11 protein-coding genes and 2 pseudogenes are annotated in these 21,019 nt (G+C 53.9%); 12 read left to right on the top strand and 1 reads right to left on the bottom strand.

Translation table 11 applies throughout. The features are described from left to right. Positions 1-3: 3 nt before the first annotated feature. The 7 genes and pseudogenes from FEE99_RS20155 (at position 4) to FEE99_RS20125 (ending at position 16,296) form a co-directional block, all read left to right on the top strand. On the top strand, positions 4-8,394 hold the full coding sequence (locus tag FEE99_RS20155; RefSeq protein ID WP_237143780.1) for a two-partner secretion domain-containing protein: 8,391 nt from the start codon (positions 4-6) through the stop codon (positions 8,392-8,394). A gap of 9 nt (positions 8,395-8,403) precedes the next feature. Further along, positions 8,404-8,832 carry a hypothetical protein gene (locus tag FEE99_RS20150; RefSeq protein ID WP_041479757.1) on the top strand — a complete coding sequence of 143 codons (429 nt, stop codon included), beginning with the start codon at positions 8,404-8,406 and terminating at the stop codon, positions 8,830-8,832. 295 nt (positions 8,833-9,127) lie between these two features. Continuing rightward, complete coding sequence (locus tag FEE99_RS20145; RefSeq protein ID WP_041479759.1) at positions 9,128-9,580, top strand: Imm42 family immunity protein; 453 nt, start codon at positions 9,128-9,130, stop codon at positions 9,578-9,580. Positions 9,581-9,874: 294 nt separating this feature from the next. Next, positions 9,875-12,457, top strand: a pseudogene (locus FEE99_RS20140) (DUF637 domain-containing protein); the annotation flags it as partial. Positions 12,458-12,561: 104 nt separating this feature from the next. Continuing rightward, positions 12,562-13,044: a hypothetical protein gene (locus tag FEE99_RS20135; protein ID WP_237143779.1), complete on the top strand. Its 483-nt coding sequence runs from the start codon at positions 12,562-12,564 to the stop codon at positions 13,042-13,044. 127 nt (positions 13,045-13,171) lie between these two features. Further along, positions 13,172-15,862, top strand: a pseudogene (locus FEE99_RS20130) (DUF637 domain-containing protein); the annotation flags it as partial. Further along, complete coding sequence (locus tag FEE99_RS20125) at positions 15,862-16,296, top strand: hypothetical protein (protein WP_052392201.1); 435 nt, start codon at positions 15,862-15,864, stop codon at positions 16,294-16,296. The pseudogene FEE99_RS20130 and the gene FEE99_RS20125, both read left to right, overlap by 1 nt. 188 nt (positions 16,297-16,484) lie before the next feature. Here the strand turns inward: FEE99_RS20125 and FEE99_RS20120 are convergent, their stop codons facing one another. Then, positions 16,485-17,138, bottom strand: a complete 654-nt coding sequence (locus tag FEE99_RS20120) for a hypothetical protein (RefSeq protein WP_156115295.1) — start codon at positions 17,136-17,138, stop codon at positions 16,485-16,487. A gap of 162 nt (positions 17,139-17,300) precedes the next feature. Here FEE99_RS20120 and FEE99_RS20115 point away from each other — a divergent pair, with 162 nt between their 5' ends. The 5 genes from FEE99_RS20115 to FEE99_RS20095 all read left to right on the top strand — a co-directional run bounded on the left by FEE99_RS20115 (position 17,301) and on the right by FEE99_RS20095 (position 20,914). Then, positions 17,301-17,933 (top strand): SMI1/KNR4 family protein, encoded by a 633-nt coding sequence (locus tag FEE99_RS20115; RefSeq protein ID WP_041480038.1) that lies wholly within the window; start codon positions 17,301-17,303, stop codon positions 17,931-17,933. Positions 17,934-18,124: 191 nt separating this feature from the next. Further along, positions 18,125-18,817, top strand: coding sequence for a transposase (locus FEE99_RS20110; protein ID WP_081932603.1), 693 nt, complete (start codon positions 18,125-18,127; stop codon positions 18,815-18,817). A 92-nt stretch (positions 18,818-18,909) separates the two neighbouring features. After that, the gene (locus FEE99_RS20105) at positions 18,910-19,275 is read left to right on the top strand and encodes a hypothetical protein (RefSeq protein WP_143978941.1); all 366 of its coding nucleotides are present in this window, start codon (positions 18,910-18,912) and stop codon (positions 19,273-19,275) included. A 215-nt stretch (positions 19,276-19,490) separates the two neighbouring features. Further along, positions 19,491-19,886, top strand: a complete 396-nt coding sequence (locus FEE99_RS20100) for a DUF6911 family protein (RefSeq protein WP_134667571.1) — start codon at positions 19,491-19,493, stop codon at positions 19,884-19,886. Positions 19,887-20,458: 572 nt separating this feature from the next. After that, complete coding sequence (locus FEE99_RS20095) at positions 20,459-20,914, top strand: Imm42 family immunity protein (RefSeq protein ID WP_041480040.1); 456 nt, start codon at positions 20,459-20,461, stop codon at positions 20,912-20,914. Positions 20,915-21,019 lie beyond the last annotated feature (105 nt).

The raw sequence follows: 21,019 nt of genomic DNA, 5'->3' as shown, positions 1-21,019 counted from the left end.
GATATGGACATTCGCCACCTGGCCTTCCTGGCTAGCCAACCTTCTGCGGCCGTAAAAAAGCGCGAGCAATTCTGCGGCATGCCCAAGCGTGGTCTGGCCTTTTTGCTGGCGAACGTCATGTTCTGGCAACCGGTGTGGGCGCAGGCGGACGGCATCGTTGTCAGTGCACCCGGCACCAGTCTGGATCGCGCCGGCAATGGCGTGCCAATCGTCAACATCGCAGCGCCCAATGGCAGTGGCCTGTCGCATAACCAGTTCCACGACTACAACGTCGGTGCGCAAGGCGTCATCCTCAACAACGCCACCGACCGCATGCAACAGACGCAACTGGGCGGGATCATTCTCGGCAACCCGAACCTGCGTGGCGCAGCGGCACAAACCATCCTCAACGAAGTCAATGGCGGCAGCCCGAGCCAGTTGCGCGGCTACACCGAAGTCGCAGGGCAATCGGCACGGGTGATCGTTTCCAATCCTTACGGCATCAGTTGCAACGGTTGCGGTTTCATCAACACGCCACGTGTCACGCTGACCACCGGTAAGCCGGTGCTCGACAATGGTCGCCTGGAGCGCTTTCAGGTTGATCAGGGAAGCGTGTCGATTGACGGCGTCGGTCTTGATGCGAGCAACGTCGACAGTTTCGAAATCATTACTCGCAGTGCGCAGATCAATGCACAGATCCACGCAAAAAACCTGAACATCACCACCGGCCGCAACGACGTCAACGCCGACACGCTCAGTGCCACCGCCCGTGCCGATGACGGCAGCGCCAGACCACAACTGGCCATCGACTCCTCGGCGCTCGGCGGCATGTATGCCGGTGCAATCAAACTGGTCGGTACCGAGCAGGGCGTTGGTGTGAAGCTGGCGGGGGATCTTGCCGCCAGCGCCGGTGACATCCGGATCGACGCCAATGGCCAGCTGACCCTGGCTAAAGTCACGGCGGGTAATGCCGTCGATGTAAAGGCCAAAAGTCTCGATGCCCAGGGCGCGGTTTATGCCGGTACGCAGGTCACCGTACAAACCGCCGAAGACCTGATCAATCGCCAAAGCCTCGCTGCCCGTGACAGCGTCAGCCTGAGCAGCGGCGGCAGGCTGACCAACGCTGGTGTGATTGAAGCCGGGGTGAACGCAGACAACAGCCGCAACGCCAAGGGTGATCTGTCGATCAACAGTGCTTCGGTGAGCAACAGTGGCAGCGTGTTGGCCAGCCGAACCCTGACCGCCAGCGCAGCCGCAACGTTCGAGAACCAGAACGGTACCGTGCAGGCTCAAGACATCACTCTGAACGCGGCGCGCCTGGTCAACCAAGGTGTGAATGCGCGTGTTTATGGTGAAACCCGTCTAGTCGTGAGCGCGCCGGCCATCGTCAACCTCAGCGGCCTGATTCGCTTCGCCGATGGGCAAGCGGCAACACTGGTGGTCGACAGCATCGACAACCGTCAGGGTCGTATCGAAATCGCCGGCGGCAGCCTCAAGCTCAATGCTCAGGAGGTAAAAAACACCGGCGGCAAAGTGATCGCCGGTCGCCTCGACGTGGACGCCCGTCAACTGGACAACAGCGGCGGCCTGATCGGCGCCAGCGACGGTGAGGCCAAGGTTGTCGCCCGCGAACGTCTGAATAACGGCGCGGGCAAGATCCAGGCGAAAACCACACTGGCACTGTCGGGAGGGGAGTTGCTCAATCAGGGGGGGACGCTGGCAGCCGACGACATTCTCGTCACGGCCACTCGCCTCGATAACAGCGCCAAGGGTGTGATCAGCGCGGAAAAAGGTGCTGCTGATCTGACGCTGATGCAGGATTTCGATAACCACGACGGCAAGGTGCAGACTTCGGATCGCTTGACCGTCACTGCGCAGAGCATCAACAACCGCAACGCAAGTCTGACGGGCAAAACCCTCGAGGTGGCCAGTCGCGGCACGCTGGATAATACGCAAGGCGCGATTTCGTCCGATGACAGCGTGGTTTCCAGTGCAGACCTGGATAACAGCCTTGGCCTGATCCAGGGGACCGATCGCCTGAGCCTGACCGCGCAGGATCTGCAAAACGCCAGCGGCCAACTTTTGGGCGGCATCGTCGACGCAAACCTGCGCAATCTGATCGGCAACAACGACGGCACGCTCAGCGCCGAAACCGGGCAACTGACGCTCCTCGTCCAGCAGCACTTGAACAACGCATTGGGCCGTCTGCAATCCATCAAAGGCGATGTGGAACTGCGTGCCAGCTCTATCGATAACCGTGGCGGTGTAGTCGCCGCCCGGCAATTGCTGGTGGTGGCCAAGGACGGATACGTCGACAACCGTGGCGGGCGGATGATCGCCGACGGCCTGGAGTTGCACGCGGCCAGCCTTGATAACCGTGCCAACGGGTTGTTGGCCGCAGGTGCCGATGGCGCGCGGTTGATCCTCAAGCAAACCTCGCCGGGCCAGTCGCAACTGCTGAATCAACAGGGCCGGATTCAGAGCGAAGGTCAGTTGCACATCGACGGTGACGAGATCGAAAACAGCGCCGGTGTCCTGCTCGGCAACGCTATCGACATCAATGCCAAACAACTTGGCAACAACGACAAGGGCGGCATCGTCGGTAATGGCGGCGATGTCGTCCTCAACATTGCCGGAGTCTTCAGCAACGTCACCGGTCTGGTCGATGCTGGCGCACAGCGCTTGCTCCTTGATCAACTGACCTCGCTGGATAACCGGGGCGGCACCCTGCAAGGCAAGCGCCTGGACATCAATAGCGCCTGGATCAACAACAACGCTGCCGGGCAGATCATCGCTGGCAGCGACGGCCTGAAGATTACTGGCAAAACACTGCTCAATCAGCAAGGTGTGATTCTGGCCAACGGCAGCCATGCCGAACTGGCGTTGAACAACGGCAAATTGCAAAACCAGGGCGGCACGCTGCAAGCCGACTCGGTGAGCATCACCAGTGCCGACCTCGACAATAGTGCAGCCAGCGGCAAGGCCGGGCTGATTTCCAGCCTGATCGATGACCTGACGTTGACGGTAACGCGCCTGACCAACCGCGCCGGCAAGATGTTCGGCAAGGATCAGGTGATCTTCACTGGTACCAGCCTGGACAACACCAGCGGCGAGATCAGCGGTAATCAGCTGGGGCTCGAAGCCGTCGGGCAGGTCCTCAACCAGGGCGGCCTGATCGAATCGGCGAACAGCCTCAAGCTGACTGCCAGCGGCTTAGATAACAGCGCCGGTGGTCAGCTCCGCGCCCTCGGTGGCGCTGCGAGTCAGATCAAGCTGACCGGCAATCTGAACAACCAGAGCGGCGTGATCGAAATCGGCAGTCAGGACCTGCTGCTGTCGGGTGCCGAAATCAATAACTTCAGCGGCAATGTGCGCCACGCGGCGCAGGGCCTTTTCGACCTGGATGTGAGCCAACTGGCCAACAACCAGGGCAGTCTCACCGGGGTGGGCAATGGTGTATGGGATGTCGGCTCGGTCAACGGTGTTGGTACCTGGCAACTGAACGGCGGGCTGACCTACACCAGTGCGCAGAACCTGACGCTCAATGCTGGCGAACGGATCGCCAGTGCTTCGGCGCTCAGCCTCAACGTGGCCAACCTGAACAATGCCGGACAATTGCTCAGCGGCGGCGATCTGGCGCTGACCCTCGGCGGCAATCTGCTCAACAGCGGCAAAGTCTCCGCGCAGCAGAAACTCACGATCAGCGCCAACGACGTGATCCAGCAGGACGGGCGACTGGTCAGCGGCGGCGACACCGTGATGACCTTGCGCGGCACACTGGACAATCTCGGTCGCCTGATCGCCAATCAGAACCTCACGGTGACGGCGGCACGGATCAATAACAAAGGCACCCTCGGCGCCCAAGGCAATCTCGAATTCACCGCCGCCAACGGTCTCTACAACGATGCCGACACGCTGCTGTTCAGCGGCGGCACGATGAAGCTGCACGGCAACAGCCTGAATAACTATTACGGCGATATTTACAGCAGCGGCAACATGAGCTTCGACGCTGTCGATGGCGGGCGCGCGGCGTTGTTCAGCAACTTGTCGGGCACCATCGAAGGCGAGGGTGACGTCGATATCAACGCGGTTTCCTTCGAAAACGCCAAAGCCGAGTTCGAGCTGACTTCCGGTCAGTCGTCCGGCAGTTTGAGCTGGGTGTGCGGTCAGCACTGCGATGGTGGTGATGGCTGGAAGCGCGGCACCATCACCATCACTACTCAATTCAACGACGAGGTGCTCAAGGACTCGCGCGCGGCGCGATTCGTGGCAGGCAAGAACTTCACCATCCACGCCAATCAGGTTGAAAACCGTTACAGCCTGCTGGCCGCCAACGGCGACCTGACCGTGACGGCTGACAGCCTGCTGAACCAGGGCGCGGAGTCGCGTTCGGGGACGCGAGTGGTGAAAAGGGGCACCCCTGGGCGTATCGACAACAGCCTCTGGGACAAGATGGAGTTCGTCGATGTTCCGGCGTTCAACGCGGCTGCCGCGGCCGGCAACTTCGATCAGGCGCGGTTCGATGAACTGATCAGTCGCTCCAGTGATTCGCGATTCTCTTTGATGAGTGACGTCACCACCTGGAATGCAAACGGCAACGCCGTTTACGCTGCGGTGATGCAGGCCGGCGGCAAGGTCAAGCTCGACGTCACCAACAGCATCCAGAACGGCACGCTATACGACAACACTTATGGTCAACTGACAGGTTCTCTGGCCAGCGACCAGACTGACGCGGTCGGCGGCATCAACATCAACCTGGGCAAACATAGCACCGACGCTGTCGCCCAAACCTCCAGATCCGTTACCCGTATCGAGCATGTCGACGCCGATGGCGTGAAGCAGATCAGCTTCACACCGGTGGACTTCAAAGGTGTGCCGTTCGCCGCAGTCGACCCGACGGCTTCCTCGACCTTCCGGTTGCCGAAAGGCCCGTACGGCATGTTCGTGCAAAGCACCAATCCGCAGAGCCGTTATCTGATCGAAACCAACCCAGAGCTGACTCAGACGACCGCGTTCATGAGCTCCGACTACCTGCTCGGCAAGCTCGACTTCAGCGCCGATGAAGCGGCGCGTCGCCTCGGTGACGGGCGCTATGAATCGCGGCTGATCAGCGACGCAGTCATGGCCCAGACCGGCCAGCGTTTTCTCGCCGGTGGCCTGGAGAACGACTACGAGCAATTTCGTTATCTGATGGATAACGCGCTCGCCAGCAAAAACCAACTGAACCTGTCGGTCGGCGTCAGCCTGACCTCGGCGCAGGTCGCTGCGCTGACCCACGACATTGTCTGGATGGAAGAGCGCATCGTCGACGGCCAGAAAGTGCTGGTGCCGGTGTTGTATCTGGCGCAGGCCGAGTCGCGCAACGTGCGCGGTGGCAGCCTGATTCAGGGCCGAGATCTGGAAATGCTGGCCGGTAGCGATCTGGTCAACGTCGGCACATTGAAGGCCAGCAACGACGTGTCCGTCGACGTCAAGGGCAGCCTCTATCAGGGCGGTCTGGTCGAAGCCGATGAGCGCATCAAACTCATGGCCACCGACAGCATCCGCAACGCCCTAGCCGGCGAAATCCGTGGCAATCAGGTCGAACTGACGACACTCAAGGGCGATATCGTCAACGATCGCACCGCCATCGCGGTGCGTGATGGCAACGGCATGCGCACCCTCGTCGACGACGGCGGCATCATCAGCGCCCGCGACAGCCTGACCATCAAGTCCGGACAGGATCTGACCAACGCGTCTGCCATCAGCAGCGGCGGTGACGCCAGCCTGAGTGCAGCGCGCGACATCAACCTGTTGGCGACACGCGACGAAGACGAACTCCACGAATCGTTCGATGGCGGCCATCGCTCAGTCATTACCACCACCGTGGAAAACCTCGCGTCGACAGTGAAAACCGGCGGCGACCTGAAGCTCGATGCCGGTCGCGACATCAACGTCATCGCCAGCACAGCCGAAGCCACCGGCAACCTCACCGCCGAGGCCAAGCGCGACATCTACCTGTCCTCGGCCGGTGATGAACACAACGTCGAAACCCATAGCAAGGACGGCAAGAAACGTGTCCATGAACAGGATGACCACACTGTTCAGAAAGCAGCTGAGTTCATCGCCGGCGGCGACGTAAAAACCAGTTCCGGCCGTGACACCACACTGGTCGCGAGCAAAATCAGCGCAGGCAATGAAGCCTACGTCTACGCCGGTAACGACCTCAATCTGCTGGCCGCGCAGAACAAGGACCACACGCTCTACGACATGAAGGAGAAGGGCGGTTTCGGCAACCTGAAACTCCAGCGCGACGAAGTCACCCAGGTCACCCACGTCGGCAGCGAAATCAAGACCGGCGGCAACCTGTCTCTGGTCAGCCTGGGCGACCAGCATTACCAGGTGGCCAAACTCGACAGCGGCAAGGACATCCTCCTCGACAGCGGCGGCGCCATCACCTTCGAAGGGGTGAAGGATCTGCATGACGAGAGCCATACCAAAACCAACAACAACGCCGCATGGGTCTCGGCCAAGGGTCGCGGCAACACCGACGAAACCCTGCGCCAGACGCAGATGATCGCCAAGGGCAACATCGTCCTGAAAGCGGTCGATGGGCTGAAGATTGATATCAAGGATGTGAGTCAGGAGTCCGTCAGCCAGACCATTGATGCGATGGTCAAGGCTGATCCGCAACTGGCGTGGTTGAAGGATGCGGAGGCTCGGGGAGATGTTGATTGGCGGCGCGTGAAGGAGATTCACGAGTCGTTTAAATACAGCAACTCGGGGCTTGGCCCGGCTTCGCAGATGATTATTGCGATCGTGATGGCTGCCTTTGTCGGGCCTGCTGCGTTCGCTTCGCTAAGCGCGAGCATGGGCACCGCCTGGGCCGCAGGCCTCGCCGCTGTGGCAACAGGTGCAGCCACAAATGCCACGACCAGTTTTATCAATAACGGCGGAAACCTTGGAGCGGTTTTCGCGGACGTTACTTCATCCGATGCACTGAAGGGCTATGTGATTTCCGGAGTGACAGCCGGATTGATGGCCGAATACCTGAACCAGCTGACGGGTATGAAATACGATCCGAATACCGGAAAGTTGCTCGGCCCGTCGTTAGCCACGTGGGAGGGCGTCGGCAGATTTGCTGGAAGCCAAATCATCCAGGGTGGCACTTCCGCGCTGATCACCAAGGCAGTCGGCGGCGATGCAAGTGCCGGTGACGTTCTGAAGACGGCTCTGTTCAATACCGTCGCGGCGTTCAGCTTCAACATGGTGGGCGATCTTACGCAGGGCGTTCTGGATGATGGCTCAGCGGGCAAAATCATCATTCATGCGGCGGTGGGTGGGCTGTTGTCGGAGATGACCGGCGGGGATTTTGCGACAGGCGCGTTGGCGGCTGGTGCGAATGAAGCGCTTGTTGGTGAGATGAACAAATGGTTCAAGGGCAATCCCGAGTTGTTGCTCATGGGGTCGCAGATAGTGGGGGTGCTCTCCGCAACTGCGCTGAGCAATACTGATCAAGAGTCATTGGAAAACGCCTCTTGGGTTGCCAACAACGCGACACAGTACAACTTCCTGAATCATCAGCAAGTAGACGATCTCGTCACAGAGTTGAAGGGCTGTAGAGCTAGCGAAAATCCAGCAGCCTGTCGAGAGAAAGTGAAGGATACCTATGCGAAACTGAGCGCGAAAACCAGTGGATCCGAACTGTTCAAGTGCGAGGGTTTCGATCAGTGTAATGGTCAGACGAACGCCGCTGAAGGAGGGACCCTGGCGCTTGAAAACTACGATGCAAATGGCGGGTTAAGTGCTGAAGAGCGAGCGATTGTTCAGGACTTCCAAGACTCGAACCACACGGACGAGCTGAACTCTCACCATAAAACGATGCTGGGTGATCATGCGGAAATCGCTGGGACGATTCTGACTGGAGGGATCGGGGCTGGGAGCAAATTGGTTGGAAAGACTGATGAACTGCTTACCTCCACAAAAGGTGCTGATGGTGTAATAACCAAAATTTCGGATGGAATGAGGGCGAATCCTTATCACCCTGACTGGAAGAACTACTCGGGAACTGAAGCCCTCAGCCTGTCATCCGGCGCGAGCGGGGTAAAACCTGTGACCGGTTTAGGGGACGTTGAAGATTTTATGACGTCCCAGTTAACCAATTTGAATAAAAAACTTGGGGAAAAAATCGGACAAGGACGACTTCCTTACGAACGAGGAAGAGCTGGGATCGATCAAGCAAAGCTTGATATCAAAGCTACCCTCGAGAGTGCAACGGACATAAGCAGCTTGATTCCCAGGTCGCAAGTCCGAGGCGACTACGATTTAGTGCATGTGTATAGTAAGGTCACGGATCGAACCGTTAGTTTAAGAGTGCTGCCAGGCGGTAAATATGAGTTTGATACTTTAATTCCAGAAAGGTCCTCAAAATTCTGAGAGGTGGTTATGTATTTAGATGATGAATTTTGTGAGTTTCGCGCGCGCTCCTTTTATATCGAAAGGGAAAAGATTTGTGACGTGTTGGTGTTGTTTTTTAAACTACATCTGCAGGGCTGGGTGTCATTAAGTATTGGAGAAGGGGTCGCAATTTTTTCGCACGGTTTGAGAGAGGCCGAATATCAAATAGTCGAGAGTCTTGATGACGAATTTGCTTATCCCGTGAGGGTGGTGAATTCTTTACGCAAATACTTAGATAAAAAAATATCAGGGATTTATGAGTACCGTATTGAAGGGGTGAAGGAAGGGTGCTTGGGCATTTACTTTGATTGTGGAGATTGTGGGCTTAGTGTGTTGGAATATGATGGCTGCCTAACGTTTACTGATGGTATGTGCGATTTCGGAGACAAAGTCTCTTTGGTAAAGCGGGCTGCGTAATAGCAAGCGCGGGAAGAGGCCACTTTTGCAAGTTGTTCGGAGAAATGGCGGTGGATGGGGGCAGAACACGTATTTTTTAAAAATAAGAACAGATTGCATTTAATGTGATTGGCTGAAGCTATACGTGAAAGTTTGTCCTGCGTTGAGTGTTGCGGAGCGCTATAGGAAAAAAGGGGGCTGTCCCCTTTTTTAATGGTGTGTTTCACTGGAACGGTAGTACGGGGGGCTCCGGCAGCCAATTGTCGGCTAGTTATATACCGGCGGCGGTGCAAAAAGCACTAGGAGTAAGATTGAAATGATTTATGGTGATCCGTTTATATTCTCAATTCAGTTTGATGTCGTGAGGGATTGGACTGATTCATGTTTCTGGGTAAATGGATTGTTTTCGTTGTTTGTTTGTGGGGAAAGGCTCCTTGATGTGGTGGATGTAGTCGAGCTTAAAACTGCCGTGAACTTTTACGCAAAAATGGACTTTGAAAATATAGAGGAGGGTGATCCGGCGATTTCTGCAAAAGAATTATTTGCTTCCGCGCATCGTTATTTCTTCAAAGGGGAATCCGCCATTTTAGAAGGCGTGCAAGATATAACGTGCACCTTTTTGGGGGACGCCGGTCTGTTTATTTATTTTCAAAAAACAGCGCATGCAGACAGACTGGTCTGGAGTAAGGACTTTGGCAACCTTGTTCATGAGGCGTTGCTGCCTCGGGGGGCAGTTGTTGGCGTAATTGAAAGTATTGAAGAGTTGTAGATGTTTTATGGTTGTTGTAGCGGGGTAGGTTTGTTGAACTCGACAAATCTGGCCGCTACTTTTTGAAAGGGTAAGCGAAAATTGATTAAAGCCGGACTTTTGCTGCTTTTTATTTTCCTGATTGCAGGCTGCCATTCCAACGTCAGAGACTCTTCCCCCAGTCTTTTAAAGGATGGTGTCCAAATTCAGCGGGATAAATGGGGACAGACCACCTTTCGAGAGACAAACGGGGACAGGCCACCTTCAAATTCGCGTCGAGCGTAAAAGCGGCGGTGACCTGCAGCTCGATGCCGTCGCAACATCTATTTGTCCTCGGCCGGAGATGAACACAACGTCGAAACCCATAGCAAGGACGGCAAGAAACGTGTCCATGAACAGGATGACCACACTGTTCAGAAAGCAGCTGAGTTCATCGCCGGCGGCGACGTAAAAACCAGTTCCGGCCGTGACACCACACTGGTCGCGAGCAAAATCAGCGCAGGCAATGAAGCCTACGTCTACGCCGGTAACGACCTCAATCTGCTGGCCGCGCAGAACAAGGACCACACGCTCTACGACATGAAGGAGAAGGGCGGTTTCGGCAACCTGAAACTCCAGCGCGACGAAGTCACCCAGGTCACCCACGTCGGCAGCGAAATCAAGACCGGCGGCAACCTGTCTCTGGTCAGCCTGGGCGACCAGCATTACCAGGTGGCCAAACTCGACAGCGGCAAGGACATCCTCCTCGACAGCGGCGGCGCCATCACCTTCGAAGGGGTGAAGGATCTGCATGACGAGAGCCATACCAAAACCAACAACAACGCGGCGTGGGTCTCGGCGAAAGGTCGCGGCAACACCGACGAAACCCTGCGCCAGACGCAGATGATCGCCAAGGGCAACATCGTCCTGAAAGCGGTCGATGGGCTGAAGATTGATATCAAGGATGTGAGTCAGGAGTCCGTCAGCCAGACCATTGATGCGATGGTCAAGGCTGATCCGCAACTGGCGTGGTTGAAGGATGCGGAGGCTCGGGGAGATGTTGATTGGCGGCGCGTGAAGGAGATTCACGAGTCGTTTAAATACGAGAATTCGGGCGTCGGGCCAGCGGCGCAAATTGCCATCGCCATCATGATGTCTTTTGTGATGGGGCCGGCAGGACTGGGCTTGGTCGGCGGTGGCTTCGGCGGCGCATTCGCCACAACCCTCGCTACGACGGGCGTGACAAGCACAATCAGCAACAAAGGGAACCTCGGCGCTGCTTTCAAGGAAACATTCAGCGCCGACAGTCTCAAGAACGCAGCTATCGCTGGCTTCACCGCAGGCATGCTTGATTATGCCGATGCCAATTGGTTTGCAGCGGGGGGCAGCAAAGCCGCAAGTATTCTGACCAGCAGTAATTTTACCGACGTAGCGATCCGAACTGCGGGTCGCGCGGTCATTTCCAGTGGCATCTCTACCACCATTGGTGGCGGTAGCTTTGGTGACAACTTTGGTTCCGCGTTGCTGGGAGAAGCGGGCAGTGTCGCGATGGCGACCGGGTTCAATTTTGTTGGCGATCAAACGATCAAGTTCCCGGAAGGTGGCGTAGTAAAAGTTGTCGCGCATGCGCTGATGGGGGGCTTGCTTTCCGAGGCGATGGGTGGGGATTTTGCTACTGGTGCGGCGGCTGCCGGGTTGAACGAAGCGGCGATGAATGTCCTTGTGAAGTTCGCTGGTGGCAATGATCAGTTGCACTTGATGATGTCGCAGCTAACCGGGCTCGTTGCTGCCGCAGCGGTGGATGGTGATCTGCAGCAGGGTGCAAATATTGCGAAGAATGCCACTCAGTACAACTGGCTGTTACATAGAGACGTTGTCGCGGCGGACAGAGCTCGAGCAGCTTGTGGTTCGGGAGAGGGCGCTCAAGGGTGCCAGGACAATATCACCCGGGCAACAGCGGCATTGGATGCCGAAAGACAACGTGATATGGAGGAGTTCGGGCGCAAGATTCAGCTACAAGCACTACAAGAAGGATGGACGCTTGAGCAATACAATGCCGCCAAGGCCAATTATTTTGCAGGCATTGACCCAAAAGAGCTTACGACTGTTTACCCTCCTTCGCTGGATCCGGGATTTCTGGCCAGAGAAGGGGGTACTAGCGTTCGTGAAATAGTTGCTGCATGGCCAGGTGGAGCAGTCAAAACAGCGGAATCCTTCTGGAATGCCGTCTCATCACCTTTTGACACGATTGGTGCAATCGCAAACGGTATTGGCGGGCTAGCTCTGGGGTTTAAGGATTGGATTACCAGTCCGATCCCGTCGCATACGCTGGAAAAAGAATTTGATAAAGTAGCGACTGCCTCCGCCCAGGAATTGGGTGGTATGGCTTTTGACGCTGTTACCGGACTCTTGACTGCTCACATTGGTGGGAAAGCTGTCGAGTGGGTCGGTGGCAAATGGGTTGCTCCAATTGATCAACCTAAACCAACTATTGAGCTATTTGGAGGTAAGAGCGCTCAAACTCCAGGTGCGCTTAATATTGATATTAGTGGCAGTATCGAATCAGGCGTCCGTGCCGACGCCAGGAACTTACCTCTCAGAGATAACTCCGTGCGAGAAATCGTGGCCAGTAACCCATTCATACCTAAAGGTGCAGGGGGCACTTTCTCCATGATGGACTTTTTGCCTGAGGCGACACGGGTGGTTGAGCCCGGTGGGAAAATATTCATAAACACTAACTCGGCAAATCCGTATGGAAAACTACCAAGTGCAGCCGATCTTGAATCGGTTGGCGTCAGGGTTATCCAGGATGGAGGTCTAGATGCTCGATTCTCGGGGCACACGTTCCTACGCACAGACGGTAGTAAGATTACTGATCTCCATAGTATGAAAACCATCGTTCTAGAGAAAATAAAATGATAGTTTCAGCGATGTTTGATTCCCTCGTCACATTTGACTGCGTATATGGAGGCTTTGAGCTCGAAAATGGAGTAGTTCGCCTTTATGTCGAAAGAGGCCTAGCCTTGAAAAAGACGAAGTTGGTAACAGCGGCGGATGGCGCTCGGATCGTACAGTGTGATGAAGATGAGTGTCCTAAGGGCGAAAGTATTTTTCCTGTTCATTACATTTACGATCCCGCTAGAGATGTGGAGTATGTTGAATGGAGTCTTGTAAATGGTTTGTTACACGCTCGAAGCGAGGGTGGTGAATGGGTCAGATACGAGAGCAAGAGTGAAGGTTTGCACGCAATGCATGAATATGTGGGTGACTGCTGGCTGGTCTTTTCGGGTGTGAGTGTGTTGAGAAAAGTTATCTATGAATATTCTCTCGATCGAAAGAGTTCCTCAGGTAATGAGTTTGTCGAGGAGTTTATTAGTGGGCCTAAAGTCGATAAGTCGGCAAGTGAGTATTTTCTTGAGGGTGAAATAAACGTTTTGCCTGGGCCAGGATGGATGTCTTTGAAAATTGATGCAGATTCGTTTCATATCGAGATTCCCGACGATTGAAAGAAAAGCGGATAAATGGGGACCGGATAAATGGGGACAGACCACCTTTCGAGAGACAAACGGGGACAGGCCACCTTCAAATTCGCGTCGAGCGTAAAAGCGGCGGTGACCTGCAGCTCGATGCCGTCGCAACATCTATTTGTCCTCGGCCGGAGATGAATACAACGTCGAAACCCATAGCAAGGACGGCAAGAAACGTGTCCATGAACAGGATGACCACACTGTTCAGAAAGCCGCTGAGTTCATCGCCAGCGGCGACGTAAAAACCAGTTCCGGGCGTGACACCACACTGGTCGCGAGCAAAATCAGCGCAGGCAATGAAGCCTACGTCTACGCCGGTAACGACCTCAATCTGCTGGCCGCGCAGAACAAGGACCACACGCTCTACGACATGAAGGAGAAGGGCGGTTTCGGCAACCTGAAACTCCAGCGCGACGAAGTCACCCAGGTCACCCACGTCGGCAGCGAAATCAAGACCGGCGGCAACCTGTCTCTGGTCAGCTTGGGCGACCAGCATTACCAGGTGGCCAAACTCGACAGCGGCAAGGACATCCTCCTCGACAGCGGCGGCGCCATCACCTTCGAAGGGGTGAAGGATCTGCATGACGAGAGCCATACCAAAACCAACAACAACGCGGCGTGGGTCTCGGCGAAAGGTCGCGGCAACACCGACGAAACCCTGCGCCAGACGCAGATGATTGCCAAGGGCAACATCGTCCTGAAAGCGGTCGATGGGCTGAAGATTGATATCAAGGATGTGAGTCAGGAGTCCGTCAGCCAGACCATTGATGCGATGGTCAAGGCTGATCCGCAACTGGCGTGGTTGAAGGATGCGGAGGCTCGGGGAGATGTTGATTGGCGGCGCGTGAAGGAGATTCACGAGTCGTTTAAATACAGCAACTCGGGGCTTGGCCCGGCTTCGCAGATGATCATCGCCATCATCATGGCTGCCTTTGTCGGGCCTGCTGCGTTCGCTTCGCTAAGCGCGAGCATGGGCACAGCCTGGGCCGCAGGCCTCGCCGCTGTGGCAACAGGTGCAGCCACAAATGCCACGACCAGTTTTATCAATAACGGAGGAAGCCTTGGAGCGGTTTTCGCGGACGTTACTTCATCCGATGCACTGAAGGGCTATGTGATTTCCGGAGTGACAGCCGGATTGATGGCCGAATACCTGAACCAGCTGACGGGTATGAAATACGATCCGAATACCGGAAAGCTGCTCGGCCCGTCGTTAGCCACGTGGGAGGGAGTCGGTAGATTTGCTGGAAGCCAAATCATCCAGGGTGGCACTTCCGCGCTGATCACCAAGGCAGTCGGCGGCGATGCAAGTGCCGGTGACGTTCTGAAGACGGCTCTGTTCAATACCGTCGCAGCGTTCAGCTTCAACATGGTGGGCGATCTCACGCAGGGCGTTCTGGATGATGGCTCAGCGGGCAAAATCATCATTCATGCGGCGGTGGGTGGGCTGTTGTCGGAGATGACCGGCGGGGATTTTGCGACAGGCGCGTTGGCGGCTGGTGCGAATGAAGCGCTTGTTGGTGAGATGAACAAATGGTTCAAGGGCAATCCCGAGTTGTTGCTCATGGGGTCGCAGATTGTGGGGGTGCTCTCCGCAACTGCGCTGGGCAATACTGATCAAGAGTCATTGGAAAACGCTTCTTGGGTTGCCAACAACGCGACACAGTACAACTTCCTGAATCACCAGGATGTAAAAGACCTCGAGAAAGCGCTTAAGGAGTGTAAAGACAACTGTGATGCTGTTCGAGCTGAGTTTGCCAAGCGTGATGCGGATAACACGGCGCGGCTCAATAACTGTTGGGCGACCGGCGATTGCGCGCAGATCAAGGCTGAGATTGATGAAGGCTCTCTTGCATTAAATAAACTTTGGGAAAATGACGATTCGGGGATCACAGATCAATTCCTTCATAGCAATATCGCCGACTCGACCAACGCTAGGACGCGAGCGGTCCTCGACCACCTTCCGAAAGGGGATCCGGCTAATGCGGTGAAATTGTTGGCTGCAGCGGGAATTATTGCTCTTGCGCCGGAAGCGATTGGTTTGCTTGGACAGTTGGCCACGAGAGGTGCAGCTACTTGTGCAGCAAACCCAGTGCTGTGCGCGAACGAAGTCGCGATCTGGACCGCTGAGGCAGGAATGTCGGAGGCACTTCCCGTGGGGTTAGGGGCCACAGCAGGTGGGGCCGCAGCCAAGGAACTGAGTGATCTCCGCGGTTTGATGGAGATCGAAGCGAAAACTGGGGCTAAGCTAACGGCTGAGCAGATTGCGGCAGTCGTTAGGCCGGCAGCGATAGGTTCAGAGGGGGCAGCCACCGTTGGAGGTCAGGCAACCTCTACATTTTTGAAAGATTTTGGCGAGAAAGTTCTTAGTCATAACACCCAGATTGGCGTGCGTAATAGTAAGGCGGGGACGATTTCTGGTGCTCATAACAGCGATGCCTTCTTGGAGTCGGTTGAAAAAACTGGGGCAAAAATCTCCAACAAAACTACGGATGTCCGTTATCCTGGCCTTGTGGAGTATAGTTATCAGTTGCCTAAAACTAACACTCGGGGCGAGTTGGTCGGTGGATACAAGTCCAAATCCACCAAAACAACTTATGATTCGAAAATTCTGTCAGATATCAAGGTGGCTGATATGTCGAGCAGGGCGGCAGTCGAAGCTGGCTCTTTGTTCAGAGCTAATCCAGCCATGAGGGAGGCCAGTATCAAAGTTGATGGTTATTACTTTCAAGTGACGCGTGATAGCAAAACTGGAGATATAACAAACTCATTTATTACTATGCCGCCGAGGACGAAATAATGGCTGATTTGGTTTGGTTAGAGGTTCTCAAGGAATCATTTTCTTTAACTGACGCAGATTATGAGGGTCTTTACGAGTTAATTGAGGCTTCTATCGTAAGAGGGAGGACTAATTTTCCTGCGTTCATCTACGACGCTTCGCAGGGACATGGGTTCTCAGTGGCTGAAGGTTTTTTTTACTCGCTTGATCAGGATTGGGACGATCCAGAAGAATTCAATGAGGTAAGTTTCTTCTTGGGGGAAGCGTTAACTTCTAGCATACCTGTGGCTGACTACGTTTCTCTGATGAAAATTGCAGCTGATGTTTATTCTGCTTACTTTCCAGATGAACGCGATGGAGTTCAAAGGTCTGCTGAAAGATTAGAAAAGCGTTATTCACAACAAATGGAGGAGATAAACGGGGACAGACCACCTTTCAATTCTCGTCCAGCGTAAAAGCGGTGGCGACCTGAAGCTCAATGCCGGTCGCGACATCAACGTTGTCGCCATCGCCGAAGCTACCGGCAACCTTACCGCCGAGGCCAAGCGCGATATCTCCCTGTCTCGGCCGGTGATGAACACAACGTCGAAATCCACAGCAGGCACGGCAAGAAACGCGTCCATGAAGAGGACGACCACTCTTTTCAGGAAGCTGCTGATTCATCGCCGGCGGCGACGCAAATACCAGCCCGGACCTCGACACCACACTGGTCGCGGGGAAGATCTGCACAGGCAACGAAGCCAACGTCTACGCCGGTAATGATCTGAATCTGCTGGCCGCGCAAAACAAGGGCCGCACCCTCTACGACATGAAGGAGTAAAGCGTGTCTGTCCGCCGTTTTCCCAAGTAAGGTGATTGGAACAAACGTCTGATGCGCTCCAATCTCGACAATCAAAATAAATGTTCGGGATGGTGTGATCCAGACTGCGTTCTCGTACTGGTTAGGAATGGTTATGAGCAGTGGCGGCACGATAATAGAACGATTTGCGGCCCAAGAGTTGGACGACAGCGTTCGCTCTATTTTGAAAAACGCCTTTGATGAGCGGGTTTGCTCAAAGAGCATTCTGTTCAGGGCGTTCGAGTTTAATTGCTTTGACGTTTCTTTAGACTTTGAAAAAGGCATCGTCACATTGCAAGATGTACTCTCCGCTGGAGAAAGTAGCGTTCTTGATATACCGATACGTGATTTTATCTCTGCTTGTGGTTTGATGTCTCTTGTTAATTGTAGAGGTCTAGATGTGATCTGACGCCGGCCTAGCACCCAGATAAACGGGGACAGACCACGTTTAAAACGCATTCCAAAACGTGATCTGTCCCCGTTTCCCCGAGTCGGCGCAACATATTGAAGATGCCATCGGGGCAGGAAAGCCTGACACGTTGACCAGGCGCTTGTATTGGCGCTCAATGCAGAGAGTTGCCTAACGGGACGAAGGTTAGAATAGAGGTGATAGATTAGATTATGAATAATCTGGATAAGTTGTTATCGATTGCAAGTTCGTCCTTGAGTGAACGTGAGCCAGAACTGTCTGGGCCAATACGCAAACTGGCAGGGACTTCGGCGGAACAACTTGTTAATGTGCTGCGTCAGCGCAATGGCTTCTATGCTTTTGAAGGCGCGCTGCATGTTTTTCCAAGTGACTCCAGTCAAAGTGAAATGGGCATATCTGATTGGAATCACGCTGACCTGTGGCGCAGTAGCTACAATGGCCTAGCCGATAACGTTGTCTTTTTTGCTGAAGATATCTTTGGTGGACAGTTCTGTATTAAGGATGGCAGTATCTACATTTTTGATCCGGAAACTGGCTCGTTAGAGTACTTGGCTGCGGATGTTGAAAGCTGGGCTGAAGTAGTTCTGCACGACTATGAAGTATTGACAGGCTATCCGTTGGCTCATCAGTGGCAAAAGCGCAATGGTCCAGTTCGTGCGGGGATGCGTTTGCTGCCCAAAGTGCCTTTTGTAATGGGCGGTGATTTTTCCTTGGATAATTTATATGTTGCCGATGCTGTAGAAGGCATGCGGCTCAGAGCCGATATAGCCGATAAGATTAAAAATTTACCAGACGGTACTCAGGTTAAATTCAGTCTGGACTGACAGGAGAAAATAAATGGGGGCGGACCACGTTTAGAAAGCACTCCACTCCAAGAACGTGGGTCTGTCCCCGGGAAAAAGGGTGGCAAACCACGTTTTAATGTAATTGACTGCAACAATACGTAAAAATTTGCCGTCATGTTTACCTTGCGGCCCGCTAAGCTTTCAGTTCGACCAATTGAAAGGATTCATCAATGCCGCGTAGAGCCCGAGTTTTGATACCAGGCGTACCGCTCCACTTGATTCAGCGAGGAAACAATAGATCTGTCTGTTTTTTTACCGAGGAAGACTACCATTTTTATCTGGAGCTGTTGGCTGAGCAGGCGTCGAAAAATGACTGTGATGTTCATGCGTGGTGCTTAATGACCAATCACGTTCATTTGTTAGTCAGTCCTCATCATGCCAATAGCGAAAGCCTGCTGATGAAAGGTATTGGCCAGAGATACGTTCAATATATAAATCGCGTGTACAGACGCAGTGGAAGTTTGTGGGAAGGCCGGTATCGTTCATGCCTTGTTGAGAGTGAGCGATATTTATTGTGCTGTTATCGGTACATCGAAATGAATCCGGTGAGAGCGAAAATGGTAGTTCATCCAGCCGAATATCGCTGGTCAAGCTACCGTGTTAATGCACAATCAGAGCGCTCGCACATTGTTACCCCTCATGCTCAATACTTGGCGCTTGGAGTGCAGGGCGGGCAACCGGCAGATGCCTACCGCGAACTGTTCAATAAAGACTTAGAGTCAGAAGTGGTTGACCAGATTCGTGCCGCGACCAATGGGAATAATGTTTTTGGCGGTTCAAAGTTTGCTGTTGAAGTGGAGGCAATGATCGGTCGTCGTGTGCAGCGAGGGAGCCCGGGACGGCCGAAAAAATCGACCATTTAGTAAAAGGTGGTCTGTCCCCGTTTTTTACTTTTTAATCATCCTGATATGGCGAATCAGGGAACATTTAAAGTGTTTAATCCTGGGAAACCGCAATGAGCAAGCAGTGTTTTATGGCGTGCGAGCAGTGTGGAGGGGAGCTGTCTGTCTACAGAGAAGGCAGCGCCCAAGGAGTAAAATGTTCTCAGTGCGGTTGGTCGGTAGTTACAACCCACATTCCAGAGATTAAGGTGGTCGAGACTCAGTATGAGGTGCGCTGCCGGGGTGACTATCAGAATAAAGCTCATGTAAAAGCTGTTTCTGAAGTTACAGGCCGTAATTTCTTGTCTTCCAGAACTACTCTCCAGCAAGATCTTGCTCTGGTGTTTGTCGGTCAAGCGGAGAAGGTTTTGCAGGTTAGAAATACTCTTGTTTTTGCGGGAATGACGTGTGAGATTACGCCTGATTTTCGCTGGGTATGAACGTTGCAAATAACCTCGGACAGATCACGTTTAGAAAGCGTTGCGAAAACGTAGTCTGTGGGGTAAATGGGGACAGACCACGTTTAGAAGGTAAATGGGGACAGACCACGTTTAGAAGGCACTCCAAAACGTGGTCTGTCCACGTTTCCTTCCAAAACGTGGTCTGCCCCCGTTTCCTTCCCCCGGAATGAAATCAGTAAAAGAGGTGAAATAATATGAAGCGCTCTCTCTCTTGGACGGTCGGTTTTGGCGGAACCTGTGAAGGTGGCACGCAAAGAGATCCATCTTGGAATGATGTAGTTGCGCACCTTGAAGAATCCTGCCGAAGTTTGGGGAGTGTAACCCTGGATATTGAAGAATTAGCAGGCTTCGAACTATTGACATTGCAGGTTGTTGCAGAGAGAAACAAGTACGCGCTGACTCTCGGCGTTGATGATGGCGATGACAACGATGTCGAAGTATTTTGCGGCGATAAAAATCGTGGCGGAATCATTCATATCCAAGGCGACGCCGTTGCTGGTTCAGCCATCTGCTCAAATTTTGAGATTGTCGTAGAGATATTCAACCAGCTCTTCGACAGTGGCCGAGTGTCGCCAGCGCTCATGAACTGACGTTTGGAAATAAACGGGGACAGATCGCCTTTAAATTCGCGTCGAGCGTATAACGCGATGGTGACCTGAAGCTCGATGCCGGTCGCGACATCAGCGTCGTCGCCATCGCCGAAGCTACCGGCAACCTTACCGCCGAGGCCAAGCGCGACATCAACATGTCCTCGGCCGGTGATAAGCACAACGTCGAAACCCATAGCGAGGACGGCAAGAAACGCCTCCATGAGCAGTACAACCACACCGTTTAAAAAGCTGTTGAATTAATCGCTGGCGGCGACGTAAAACCCAGCTCGGGCCGTGACATCACTTTGATCGCGGGTAAGATCTGCGCAGGCAACGACGTCTACACCGGCAATGACCTGAACCTGCTGGCCGCGCAGAACAAGGACCATACCCTATGCGACATGGAGGAGTAAAACGTGGTCTGTCCCCCGTTTTCAAAATGGCAACGTCCACCGATTTGAAGGGACGAATGGTGTGTTTCACTGGAACGGTAGTACGGGTGACGCCGGCAACCAATTGTCGGCTAGTTATATACCGGCGGCGGTGCAAAAAGCGCTAGGAGTAAGATTGAAGTGATTTACGGTGATCCTTTTATATTCTCAATTCAGTTTGATGTCGTGAGGGATTGGAATGATTCAAGTTGTTTCTGGGCAAATGGCTTGTTTTCGTTGTTTGTTTGTGGGGAAAGGCTCCTTGATGTGGTGGATGTAGTCGAGCTTAAAACTGCCGTGAACTTCTACGCAAAAATGGAATTCGAAAATGTAGAGGAGGGCGATTCGGCGATTTCTGCAAAAGAATTATTTGCTTCCGCGCATCGTTATTTCTTCAAAGGGGAGTCCGCCATTTTAGAAGGCGTGCAAGATATAACGTGCACCTTTTTGGGAGACGCCGGTCTGTTTATTTATTTTCAAAAAACAGCGCATGCAGACAGACTGGTCTGGAGTAAGGACTTTGGCAACCTTGTCCATGAGGCATTGCTGCCTCGGGGGGCAGTAGTTGGCGTAATTGAAAGTATTGAAGAGTTGTAGATGTTTTGTGGTTGTTGTAGCGATGCAGGTTTGTTGAACTCGAAAAATCTGGCCGCTACTCTTTGAAAAGGTAAGAAAAAGTTGATTAAAGCCGGACTTTTGCTG

It is taken from the genome of Pseudomonas sp. ef1, assembly GCF_007293365.2.
GTDB lineage: Bacteria > Pseudomonadota > Gammaproteobacteria > Pseudomonadales > Pseudomonadaceae > Aquipseudomonas > Aquipseudomonas siliginis.
This window is presented reverse-complemented; position numbering and strand designations above follow the sequence as displayed.

Excerpts from the sequence above, each read along its gene's own strand:
- FEE99_RS20155 (WP_237143780.1), top strand. The coding sequence starts at position 4 with ATGGACATTCGCCACCTGGCCTTCCTGGCTAGCCAACCTTCTGCGGCC.
- FEE99_RS20150 (WP_041479757.1), top strand. The coding sequence starts at position 8,404 with ATGTATTTAGATGATGAATTTTGTGAGTTTCGCGCGCGCTCCTTTTAT.
- FEE99_RS20145 (WP_041479759.1), top strand. The coding sequence starts at position 9,128 with ATGATTTATGGTGATCCGTTTATATTCTCAATTCAGTTTGATGTCGTG.
- FEE99_RS20125 (WP_052392201.1), top strand. The coding sequence starts at position 15,862 with ATGGCTGATTTGGTTTGGTTAGAGGTTCTCAAGGAATCATTTTCTTTA.
- FEE99_RS20120 (WP_156115295.1), bottom strand. The coding sequence starts at position 17,138 with ATGCGTTTTAAACGTGGTCTGTCCCCGTTTATCTGGGTGCTAGGCCGG.
- FEE99_RS20115 (WP_041480038.1), top strand. The coding sequence starts at position 17,301 with ATGAATAATCTGGATAAGTTGTTATCGATTGCAAGTTCGTCCTTGAGT.
- FEE99_RS20110 (WP_081932603.1), top strand. The coding sequence starts at position 18,125 with ATGCCGCGTAGAGCCCGAGTTTTGATACCAGGCGTACCGCTCCACTTG.
- FEE99_RS20105 (WP_143978941.1), top strand. The coding sequence starts at position 18,910 with ATGAGCAAGCAGTGTTTTATGGCGTGCGAGCAGTGTGGAGGGGAGCTG.
- FEE99_RS20100 (WP_134667571.1), top strand. The coding sequence starts at position 19,491 with ATGAAGCGCTCTCTCTCTTGGACGGTCGGTTTTGGCGGAACCTGTGAA.